This is a genomic window from Corallococcus llansteffanensis (genome assembly GCF_003612055.1).
GTDB classification, from domain to species: domain Bacteria; phylum Myxococcota; class Myxococcia; order Myxococcales; family Myxococcaceae; genus Corallococcus; species Corallococcus llansteffanensis.
The window spans coordinates 1-10,969 of the sequence record NZ_RAWB01000341.1 but is presented as its reverse complement, the minus strand read 5'-3'; the positions used below and the strand labels follow the sequence as shown (position 1 = coordinate 10,969).

At 71.4% G+C, this 10,969-nt stretch carries 10 protein-coding genes; 9 read left to right on the top strand and 1 reads right to left on the bottom strand.

Translation table 11 applies throughout. From position 1 onward, the window contains the following. The 7 genes from D7V93_RS27295 to D7V93_RS27265 all read left to right on the top strand — a co-directional run. A partial coding sequence (locus D7V93_RS27295; protein ID WP_147451361.1) for a HEAT repeat domain-containing protein occupies positions 1–372 on the top strand: 372 nt, incomplete at its 5' end. 13 nt (positions 373–385) lie between these two features. Then, positions 386–1,255 carry a CheR family methyltransferase gene (locus D7V93_RS27290; RefSeq protein WP_208723168.1) on the top strand — a complete coding sequence of 290 codons (870 nt, stop codon included), beginning with the start codon at positions 386–388 and terminating at the stop codon, positions 1,253–1,255. After that, on the top strand, positions 1,255–2,298 hold the full coding sequence (locus D7V93_RS27285) for a protein-glutamate methylesterase/protein-glutamine glutaminase (RefSeq protein WP_120646183.1): 1,044 nt from the start codon (positions 1,255–1,257) through the stop codon (positions 2,296–2,298). The genes D7V93_RS27290 and D7V93_RS27285 overlap by 1 nt, the downstream gene beginning before the upstream one ends. A gap of 70 nt (positions 2,299–2,368) precedes the next feature. Further along, a complete protein-coding gene (locus tag D7V93_RS27280; protein WP_120613601.1) occupies positions 2,369–2,755 on the top strand; it encodes a response regulator in 387 nt (128 codons plus the stop codon). Between the two features lie 43 nt (positions 2,756–2,798). After that, a complete protein-coding gene (locus tag D7V93_RS27275; protein ID WP_120646182.1) occupies positions 2,799–3,578 on the top strand; it encodes an ABC transporter ATP-binding protein in 780 nt (259 codons plus the stop codon). Beyond that, complete coding sequence (locus tag D7V93_RS27270; protein ID WP_120646181.1) at positions 3,575–5,200, top strand: putative ABC exporter domain-containing protein; 1,626 nt, start codon at positions 3,575–3,577, stop codon at positions 5,198–5,200. Before D7V93_RS27275 ends, D7V93_RS27270 begins: the two co-directional genes overlap by 4 nt. A 25-nt stretch (positions 5,201–5,225) precedes the next feature. Continuing rightward, complete coding sequence (locus D7V93_RS27265; RefSeq protein WP_120646180.1) at positions 5,226–6,116, top strand: NAD(P)-dependent oxidoreductase; 891 nt, start codon at positions 5,226–5,228, stop codon at positions 6,114–6,116. Between the two features lie 62 nt (positions 6,117–6,178). Here the strand turns inward: D7V93_RS27265 and asnS are convergent, their stop codons facing one another. After that, positions 6,179–7,579 carry an asparagine--tRNA ligase gene (asnS, locus tag D7V93_RS27260; protein ID WP_120646179.1) on the bottom strand — a complete coding sequence of 467 codons (1,401 nt, stop codon included), beginning with the start codon at positions 7,577–7,579 and terminating at the stop codon, positions 6,179–6,181. Positions 7,580–7,783: 204 nt separating this feature from the next. Between asnS and leuS the strand changes: the two genes are divergently transcribed. Together leuS and D7V93_RS27250 are read left to right on the top strand one after the other, a co-directional pair. Further along, positions 7,784–10,285, top strand: a complete 2,502-nt coding sequence (leuS, locus tag D7V93_RS27255; RefSeq protein ID WP_120646178.1) for a leucine--tRNA ligase — start codon at positions 7,784–7,786, stop codon at positions 10,283–10,285. Positions 10,286–10,303: 18 nt separating this feature from the next. Continuing rightward, positions 10,304–10,879, top strand: a complete 576-nt coding sequence (locus tag D7V93_RS27250) for a hypothetical protein (RefSeq protein WP_120646177.1) — start codon at positions 10,304–10,306, stop codon at positions 10,877–10,879. Positions 10,880–10,969: the final 90 nt, after the last annotated feature.

Below are 10,969 nucleotides of genomic sequence, written 5' to 3'. Positions count from 1 at the left end.
GCGCAGGACCTGGAGGTGCTGGTGCGCCACGGGGACGGCGCGCTCGCGGTGCTGGCCGTGCGGGCCCTGGCGAAGCTGGGGCAGGTGGGGGCGGGCATGCTGTGGGACGCGCTGGGCCACTCGGACACGGAGGTGGTGAAGGCGGCGCTGGCGGCGCTGACGTCGGCGGAGGGGACGGCGGACGGCGCGGCGCTGGCGGTGTCGCTCCTGGGACATCCCCGCTGGGACGTGCGGGCGGCGGCCGCGCGCGTGCTGGGCGACCTGGGGCGCCCCGAGTGCCTGCCGGCGCTGCAGCAGGCGCTGACGGTGGAGCGCGACGCGCTGGCCCGGATGGCGCTGGTGGACGCGGTGGCGCAGCTGTCGGGGCGCTGAGGAAGGGACGCGCATGCCACGCTTCGACGAAGGCCGTCCCGAGATGACGCTGGAGGAGTTCCGGCTCCTGCGCGACCACGTCTATGCCCACTGCGGCATCCTCATCCACGAGGACATGAAGTTCGTGATGGAGCGCCGGCTGTGGCCCCGGCTGGAGGCGCTGGGGCTCCTGGACTTCAGCGCCTACCACCGCTACCTGCGCTACGACGTCCAGCGCACGGCGGAGCTGGAGGCGGCGGTCGAGTCCCTCACCACGCACGAGACGTACTTCTTCCGCGAACCCGCGCAGCTCAAGGCCTTCTGCGACGAGCTGCTCCCCATCCTGGAGAAGCGCAACGCGCGCACCCGGCGGCTGCGGCTGTGGTCCGCGGGCTGCTCCTCCGGAGAGGAGGCGTACACGGTGGCGATGCTGCTGAAGGACAGCGGCCGCTTCAACGACTGGGACGTGGAGGTGCACGGCACGGACCTGTCGCGCCGGGTGCTGGCCGTGGCCCGCCGCGCCGAGTACGGGCCCAGCGCCCTGCGCGCGACGCCGCCGGACCTGCTGGAGCGCTTCTTCGTGCCCGCGGGGCCGAACCGCGTGCGTGTGCGCGACGACGTGAAGGCGTGGGTGAGCTTCGGTCACCACAACCTGACGGACGAGGCGACGAGCCAGCTCGTGCCGCGCACCGACGTCGTCTTCTGCCGCAACGTGATGATCTACTTCGACCAGGCCGCGCGCCGCCGGGTGCTGGGCGTCATCCGCGACCGGCTCTGTCCCGGGGGCTACCTGCTGCTGGGCCACGCGGAGAACCTGCTCAGCCTGGGCGCGGACTTCGAATTGGTGCACCTCCAGGGGGACCTCGTGTACCGCCGGCCGGACCTGCCGGGGGAGGGACGCTGATGGGACGCCCGCTCAAGGTGCTCGTCATCGACGACTCGGCCACCAACCGCCGCATGCTCACCACGCTGCTGGAGTCGTCGCTGGACGTGCAGGTGCTGGACTGGGCGGGGGATGGCGAGGAGGGACTCAAGAAGGTCCTGGACCTGAAGCCGGACGTGGTGACGCTGGACCTGGAGATGCCCCGGCTGGGAGGCCACACCTTCCTGCGGCTCTTGATGCACGCGGCGCCCACGCCCGTCATCGTCATCTCCAGCTACGCGCACAAGTCGGACGTGTTCAAGGCGCTGGAACTGGGCGCGTTCGACTTCATCGCCAAGCCGCCCCGGAGCACGCCGGAGGCGCTGGAGACGCTTCGGCGGGAGCTGTTGGACAAGGTGCGCTCGGCCCGCCACGTGAAGTCGGGCGGGCGGCACGGGGCCGCGCTGCGCAGCGCGGTGCTCGCGGGCGAGGCGCCCCAGGTCATCGCCGTGGGCGCGTCCACGGGCGGGCCTCCCGCGGTGCAGCGGCTCTTGGAGGGGCTCGCGAGCGAACCCACCGTGAGCGTGCTCGTGGGCCAGCACATGCCCTCGCAGTTCACCCGGGCCTTCGCGGAGCGGTTGGATCGCATCGGGCCCTTCACGGTGACGGAGGCGTGTGACGGTGACGCGGTGGCGCCGGGCCACGTCTACATCGCGCCGGGCGGACGGCACCTGCTGCTGACGGAGCGCTCGGGGCGGATGGAGCTGCGCACGCCCGGGCCGCTGCCCGCGGACAAGTACGCCCCGTCGGTGGACCGGCTCTTCGAGAGCGCGGCGGAGGTGCTGGGCGCGCGCGCGGTGGCGGTGGTGCTGACGGGCATGGGCTCGGACGGGGCGCAGGGCGTGCGCGACGTCCGGCGCGAGGGGGGCGAGACCTGGGCCGAGTCCGAGGACACGGCGGTGGTGTTCGGCATGCCCAAGGAGGCCATCGCCACGGGGGCGGTGACGCGGGTGCTGCCCCTGGACGACATGGGCGCGGAGCTGGCCGCGCTGGTGCGCAGGCGCCGACAGTCCTCGGGGCAGTGAATCGGTGGTTCCCGGACAGGCCGTGTCACAATCCCGGGCCCGCGCGCGCCCGGGTGCTAGGCTTCCGGGCATGTCGCAGCAGCAGATCCGCGCGCTGGTGGTGGACGACTCGCAGGCCATGCGCCGCAGCATCATGTACGCGCTCCAGCGCCTCTCGGGGGTGGTCTGCCTGGAGGCCGAGGACGGGGTCGCGGGGCTGAAGATGCTCACCACGCAGGGCCGCTTCGACCTGGTGCTGACGGACATCAACATGCCGCTGATGGACGGGCTGAAGCTCATCAGCCACATCCGGCGGGCCACGGATCACCAGGGCGTGCCCATCGTCGTCGTGACGACGGAGGGCGCGGAGGTGGACCGGGCGCGGGCCATGGCGCTGGGCGCGAGCGCCTACCTCGTGAAGCCCGTGCAGGCCCGGGTGGTGCTGGAAACGGTGAAGGAACTGCTCAAGCTCGACTGAGCTTCGAGCGAACTTCGGGCGAACTTCGAGGACCCAGGCACGCATGGAACCGGCGTTGGACGTCGAGGGGCTGGAGAAGACGTACGGCGCGGTGCAGGCGGTGCGGGGGCTGACGTTCCAGGTGGCCCCGGGCGAGGTGCTGGGGCTCGTGGGGCCCAATGGCGCGGGCAAGACGTCCACGCTGCGGTGCCTCGCCGGCATCCTGCCGCCGTCGGTGGGCCGCGTGCGGGTGGCGGGGCACGACCTGGCGGTGGCACCCGTGGACGCGAAGCGCGCGCTGGCCTTCCTGCCGGACGAGCCGCGCTTCTTCGAGTACCTCACCGTCTGGGAGCACCTGAACTTCACCGCGCGCCTCTACGGCGTGGAGGACTGGGAGGAGCGGGGCCGCGCGCTGCTGGAGGAGATGGAGCTGACGGGCCGCGAGCGCTCCCTGCCGGGCGAGCTGTCGCGGGGCATGAAGCAGAAGCTGTCCATCGCGTGCGGCTTCCTCCACCAGCCCCGGCTCATCCTGCTGGACGAGCCGCTGACGGGGTTGGATCCGCTGGGCATCCGCCGGATGAAGGCGTCGCTGCGGCGGCGCGCGGAAGAAGGCACCGCGCTGGTGCTGTCCTCGCACCTGCTGCCGCTGGTGGAGGAGCTGTGCCACCGGCTGCTCGTCATCGCCGGAGGCAAGGCGGTGGCGCTGGGCACCCTGCCGGAGATCCGTGAGCAGCTGGCCGGAGGGGCGGGGGACGGCGCCTCGCTGGAAGAGGTGTTCGTGCGCATCACCAGCGCGGCGGCGGAGGACCCGGACGCGTCCGGGCCGGGGCCCCGGGCCTCGTGAGCTTCTCGCGGGCGGTGGTGTTCCTGTGGGCGAGGACCTGGCGCAACCGGCTGGTGCGTCAGGTGCAGCGGCTGAAGCGTCCGCGCTACCTGCTGGGCGCGCTGGTGGGCGCCGCGTACCTGTACTCGCTCGTGGGGCGCAGCGTCTTCGTCCAGGGCACGGGCCGGGGGGTGTCCCTCAACGCGCGCCTGTTCGCGGAGCTCTCGCTGGAGATGTCGGTGCTGGGCACGCTGATGACGGCGTGGGTGCTGGGCGCGGACCGGCCGGCGCTGACCTTCACGCAGACGGAGGTGCAGTACCTCTTCCCGGCGCCCGTCACGCGCCGGGCGCTCCTGCACTACAAGCTGCTGCGGGGCCTGTTGAGCGCGAGCCTCGCGGCGCTGGCGGCGACGCTCTTCGTGGGGCGCTTCACGAGCCCCCGGCCGGTGCTCTTCTTCCTCGGCGCGGCCCTGGCCATGGGCACGCTGTACCTGCACGGCACGGCGGCGTCCTTCGTGCGCGCGTGGCTGGTGTCGAGGGGCCGCTGGGGCAGCGCCGTGCGCTGGGCGGTGGTGGGGCTGCTCCTCCTGGCGGTGGCGTGGACGCTGCTGTCCACGCTGCGCGTGCACCCGTGGCCGGAGGACATCTCCGCGCCCTTCGTGGTGCGCGAGTGGCTGAAGGATGTGCTGGACGCGCCCGGCCCCCGCGCGCTGCTGTGGCCGGGGCGCGCGCTGGTGGCCCCCGCGATGGCGCGCAGCGGGCAGGACTTCCTGCGCTACCTGCCCGCGTCACTGGCGCTGCTCGTGGCGCACTACGCCTGGGTGCTGACGGTGGAGGTGCCCTTCGTGCTCCAGGCGCGGGGGCGTCCGGAGGTGGCGCTCCGGTGGAAGAACCTCATCGCGCGCAGGCGGCTGGGGGGAGGGCTGGTGATGCTGCTGGCCTTCGTGGTGCTGGGCGCGCTGGTGGCGCTGGTGCTGGGAGACACGCGGCTGTTCGCGAACACGCGCGAGCTGCTGGGTCCCATGGCCCTGATGGTCGCGGTGGCGATGGCGGTCGTCGGGCCGAGCGCGTTCCGGACGGACCTGCGCATGGACCTGCCGAAGCTGGAGCTGCTGCGCGCGCTGCCGCTCACGGGGCGACAGGTGGTGGGCGCGGAGCTGGCGGCGTCGGCGCTGACGCTGGGCGCGGCGCAGTGGGTGATGTTGGGCGTGGCGCTGGCGCTGGGCGTGGGCACGGACGACGCGACGCTCGCGCCGTGGTCGACGCCGGTGGTGCTGGGGCTGCTGCCGGTGTTGCCGGCGCTGGGGCTCGCGGGGCTGTTCGTGCAGAACGCGGCGGTGGTGCTGCTGCCCGCGTGGATCCCCGCGGACTCGGAGCGGGCGCGCGGGGTGGAGGCGCTGGGCCAGCGGCTGCTCACGCTGGTGGGCACGCTGGTGGTGACGTTCCTGGGGCTGCTGCCCGCTGCGGTGGTGGCCCTCCTCGTGGGCTATCCGCTGTTCACTGTCGTGGGGCGGTGGTCCGCGCCCCTCGCGGGGCTGGTGGCCGCGGGGGCACTCTTCGCGGAGGTGGCGCTGGGCGTCGCCGTCCTGGGCCGCGCCTTCGAGCGGCTGGACGTGTCCGAAGAGCAGGCGAACGAAGCGTGAACGCGAGCACGAAGGGAGCATCCCCATGAAGGTCGGCTTCATCGGAATGGGAAACATGGGCGCGCCGATGGCGAAGAACCTGCTCGGCGCGGGCCATGACGTCACGGTCTGGAACCGCACCGCCTCCAAGGCGCAGCCGCTGCAACAGCAGGGCGCGCGCGTGGCGAAGACGCCCGGCGAGGCGGCCCGCGACGCGGAGGTCGTCGTGTCGATGCTGGCGGACGACCACGCCGCGGAGGCCGCCGTGCTGGGGCCGGACGGCGTCGTCGGGGCGCTGCCGAAGGGCGCGATCCACGTCTCGTCCAGCACCATCTCCGTCGCGCTCTCGGAGCGACTGACGAAGGCGCACGCGGACGCGGGCCAGGGCTACGTCTCCGCCCCCGTCTTCGGCCGCCCCGAGGCCGCCGCGGGCAAGCAACTCTGGGTCGTCGCCGCCGGCCCCAAGGCCGACGTGGACCGCGTGCGTCCGCTGCTCACGGCCCTGGGCCGGGGCCTGACGGAGCTGGGCGAGAAGGCCTCGGCCGCGAACGTGGTGAAGCTCTCCGGCAACTTCCTCATCGCGTCGATGATGGAGGCCCTGTCGGAAGCCTTCGCCCTGACGGAGAAGTCCGGCGTGGAGCGCGCCGCGTTCCTGGACGTCTTCAAGTCCGTCTTCGCCCGCGGGCCCATCTTCGAGAACTACGCGGGCGCCATCGCGAAGGGGCAGTACACGCCCGCGGGCTTCGCCCTGCGCCTGGGCCTCAAGGACATGACGCTGGCCCTCGAAGCGGGCCGAGGCGCGGAGGTGCCCCTGCCGCTGGCGAGCCTCCTGCGCGACCACTTCCTCACCGGTGTCGCCCAGGGGCGAGGCGATGAGGACTGGTCCGCGCTGGGAGCCCTCGCGCAGGACCGCGCGGGGCTCCTGAAGAAGGGCTGACGCACGAAGGGCCTCCACGGGGGATGAACCCGGGAGGCCCTCTGTGCTTCACGGTGACGCGACTAGAACTGCGCCGAGCCCGGGACGCGCGGGTAGGGGATGGCGTCGCGGATGTTCTGCAGGCCGCACATGTAGACGATGAGCCGCTCGAACCCGAGCCCGAAGCCCGCGTGCGGCACGGTGCCGTAGCGGCGCAGGTCGCGGTACCACTGGTAGTGCTCCGGGTTCAGGCCGAACTTCACCATGCGCGCGTCGAGCACATCCAGGCGCTCCTCGCGCTGGCTGCCGCCGATGATCTCGCCGATGCCCGGGGCGAGCACGTCCATCGCGGCGACGGTCTTCCCGTCCTCGTTGATGCGCATGTAGAAGGCCTTGATGGCCTCCGGGTAGTTCATCACCACCACGGGCCGGCCCACGTGCTCCTCGGTGAGGTAGCGCTCGTGTTCCGTCTGGAGGTCCTTGCCCCACTCCGGCGCGTACTCGAACTTCTTCTTCGCCTTCTGGAGGATGGAGATGGCGTCCGTGTAGTCGATGCGCTCGAAGCTGGAGCCGATGAACTTCTCCATCCGCTCCGTGACGCCCTTCTGCTGGCGCTCCTCGAAGAACTTCATGTCCGGCGCGCACTCGTTGAGCACGGCCTTGAACACGTACTTGAGGAACCGCTCCGCCAGCGCCGCGTCCTCGTTGAGGTCCGCGAAGGCGATCTCCGGCTCGATCATCCAGAACTCGGCCAGGTGCCGCGTGGTGTTGCTGTTCTCCGCGCGGAACGTGGGGCCGAACGTGTAGACCTTCGACATCGCCAGGCAGTAGGCCTCCACGTTCAGCTGCCCGGACACGGTGAGGTAGGCCTCCTTGCCGAAGAAGTCCTTGCCCCAGTCAATCTTCCCGTCCGGCCCGCGCGGCGGGTTGCTGGCGTCCAGCGTGGACACGCGGAACATCTGCCCGGCGCCCTCCGCGTCGCTCGCGGTGATGATGGGCGTGTTGACCCAGCAGAAGCCCTCTTCGTGGAAGAAGCGGTGCACCGCCTGCATGGCGGAGTTGCGCACGCGGGTGATGGCCCCGAAGGTGTTCGTGCGCACGCGCAGGTGCGCCACGTCCCGCAGGAACTCCAGCGAGTGCTGCTTGGGCGTGATGGGGTAGGTGTCCGGGTCGTCCACCAGCCCCAGCACCTGCACCTCGTCCGCCTGGATCTCGAAGGCCTGCCCCTTGCCCTGGGACTGCACCAGCGTGCCCCGGCAGATGACGGAGGCGCCCGCGGTGAGCCGGAGGATCTCCTTCTCGTAGTTGGGCAGCGAATTGGGGGCGACGACCTGGATGGGGTCGAACACGGACCCGTCGCTCACGTTGACGAAGCTGATGCCCGCCTTGGAGTCGCGGCGCGTCCGCACCCAGCCGCGCACCTCCACCTTCGCGCCCGCTTCGATCGAGCCCGACAGGGCCCTCTTCACACTCACGACCTGCATGGTGCTCTCCCTCTGCGCCAGACCGGGAAGGCGAGTTAGTCGCGCCCGGGCCGGAGGGCAAGCACCGAGCGAGGCCCGACCCCCGGAGGGCCCACCCACATGGGGCTGCCCGTCAGCTCCCCGGGGGCGCCGGCCGTCCGGGCTTTCAACGCACCAAGACTTGTTGCCCGCATGTCGCACCTCCCGCTAAGAGACTGGAAAGCCATGGCGATGAACGAGCGTTACGAGCCGCAGTCGATTGAAGGAAAGTGGCAGACCCGCTGGGACCAGGAGGGCATCTTCCGGGCAGGCAGGCGCCCGGACGCCCCCAAGAAGTACGTCCTGGAGATGCTGCCGTATCCCAGTGGCCAGATGCACATGGGGCACGTGCGCAACTACCTCATCGGGGACGTCTACGCGCGCTACTACCAGATGCGCGGCTTCGACGTGCTGCACCCCATGGGCTGGGACGCCTTCGGTCTGCCGGCGGAGAACGCGGCCATCAAGGACGGTGTGCACCCGGCCATCCGCACCCGCGAGAACATCGAATCGTTCAAGGCGGAGATCAAGACGCTCGGCTACAGCTACGACTGGTCGCGCGAGGTGAACACCAGCCAGCCGGAGTACTACCGCTGGAACCAGTGGTTCTTCCTCCAGATGCTGGAGCGCGGGCTCGTCTATCGCCGCTTCAGCAAGGTGAACTGGTGTACCGGCTGCCACACCGTCATCGCCAACGAGCAGGTGAAGGACGGCCGCTGCGAGCGCTGCAATTCGGAGGTGCTGGACAAGGAGATGCCCGAGTGGGCGTTCCGCATCACGAAGTACTCGCAGGACCTGCTCGACGCGCTGGACACGCTCAAGGAATGGCCGGACAGCATCACCGCCCGCCAGCGCAACTGGATTGGCCGCTCGGATGGCGCGGAGGTGGACTTCCGCGTGCAGGGGCATGACGCGTCCCTGCGCGTCTTCACCACCCGCGTGGACACGCTCTTCGGCTGCACCTACGTGGTGCTGGCGCCCGATCACAAGCTCGTGGCCCAGGTGACGACGCCGGAGCAGCGCGCGAACGTCGAAGCGTTCGCCAGGCGCATGGCGGCGCAGAACAAGACGGAGCGGCTGGGCGAGGACACGGAGAAGGAGGGTGTCTTCACCGGGGCGCACGCGCTGCACCCGTTCACCGGGCAGCCGGTGCCCATCTGGATCGCCAACTTCGTGGTGAGCGACTACGGCACCGGCGCGGTGATGAGCGTGCCGGCGCATGACGAGCGCGACTTCGCCTTCGCGCGCAAGTACTCGCTGCCCGTGCGCGTGGTCATCCAGCCAGCCACGGGCGACAGGTTGGGCGCGGGGGAGACGCTGACCGAGGCGGCCACCGCCGACGGCGTGCTCGTGGACTCCGGGGACTTCACCGGCCTGCCTTCGGCGCAAGCGCGCGTGAAGATGGCCGCGACGCTGGAGTCCCAGGGCCAGGGCAAGGCCACGGTGACGTACCGCCAGCGGGACTGGGGCTTCAGCCGCCAGCGCTACTGGGGCACGCCCATCCCCATCGTCTACTGCGAGAAGTGCGATCCGGAGCGCAAGGGCATCCCCGTGCCGTTGGATCAGCTCCCGGTGCGCCTGCCGGACATCGACACGCAGGAGGTGCTCACCGGCCGGGGCGAGCCGCCGCTCGCGAAGGTCGCGTCCTTCGTCAACACCTCCTGCCCGAAGTGCGGCGGTCCCGCGCGTCGGGAGGCGGAGACGATGGATACCTTCGTCGACTCCTGCTGGTACTTCGCGCGCTACCTGTCGCCGCACTACGACGCCGCGCCCTTCGACCCCGAGGTGGCGAAGCGCTGGCTGCCCGTGGACGTGTATGTGGGCGGCCCCGAGCACGGCACGATGCACCTGCTCTACTTCCGGTTCTGGACCCGGATCATGAAGCTGCTCGGCCTGTCGCCCGTGGACGAGCCCGTCACGCGGCTCATCACCCAGGGCATCGTCAACGGCGCCGACGGCCGCAAGATGGGCAAGCGCTACGGCAATGGCGTGGCCCCCTCCTCCATCGTGCAGAAGTACGGCGCGGACACGGCGCGCACCTACGTGCTCTTCGCGGGCCCGCCGGAGCGCGACTTCGACTGGTCCCCGGACCAGGTGGAGGGCGTCTCCCGCTTCCTGAAGCGCGTGTGGTCGCTGGCCGCCACGCACCATGCCTCCGTGGCGGACGTCACGTACGCCGGCCCCTACGAGGGCAAGGCGCTGGAGACGCGCCGCGCGGCGCACAAGTGCCTCAAGCGCGTGGGCGAGGCGATTGAACGCCTGTCCTTCAACACCGGTGTCGCCGGCATCATGGAGTGCGTGAACGCGCTCTACGCGGTGGGCACGCCGGAGACGCAGGCGGAGAAGGCGGCCATGGCGGAGGCGATGCGGCTGCTCGCGCGCATCCTCACCCCGTTCGCGCCGCACATCGCGGACGAGCTGGCGGAGGCCTACGGCTCCAAGGTGCTCACCGTGACGGAGGCCTGGCCGGAGTTCGACCCGGCGCTGGTGGTGGACGACGTGATTCCGTACGCCGTGCAGGTGAACGGCAAGCTGCGCGCGGAGGTGCGCGTGGCGGCGGACGCGGGCGAGGCGGACGTGCGCGCGGCGGCGGAGGCGGAGGAGAAGGTGAAGTCCGCCCTTGAGGGCAAGACGCTGCGCAAGTTCGTCTTCGTCCCCAAGCGACTGGTGAACTTCGTCGTCGGCTGACGGAAGGGGAGGGGCTCCGTGCCCGCGGAAGTGCTCGTCATGTGCTCCGCCTGCGGGCGCCCCCAGTCGGCGGCCCGGCGCCGCTGCGCCTTCTGCAACGCGGTGCTGCCAGAGGCGCCCCTGCCGCCCCCGGCGCCCGCGTCCCGTCCGCCTCCGTCCATGGGCCCGCTGGCGGTGGTGAACCTGGGCAATGGACGCGGCCTGTCCGTGGGCGTGGAGCGGTTGACGTTCCAGGGGCGCGCCAAGGGCTCGCCGGTCGACGTGGCCTGGATCCGGGTGCGCAGGTTGGAATGGCGCTCGCGGCCCTACCTGGAGGCGCTGGCGCTGCTCGCCTTCACCGTGCTGGGCTTCTGGGCGCCGTACCCGGCGATGCGGCTCATGGGCTTCCTGGCCGGGGCCGTGGGCCTGCTCCTCGCCGCGCTGTACCGCCACCATGCCCTCACGGTGGAGGTGGAGGACGGCGTGAAGCTTCAGTGGCCGTTGGGCCAGGCGCTCCGGGGCTCGGCCCGCGAGGCGCGGCTGGTGGCGGGCCTGGCGGCGCTGACAGCTGCGGCGCGCTCGAGAGGCGTGCCCCTGGACGGCCCCGACGCTTGACGGAGGATCGCGGGCGGGTAGGGTGCGCGCCCATGCGGCCAACTCGGAGTGCGGGGCGTGGGTACCGGCGGGCCCGGGCCGGTGTGGTGG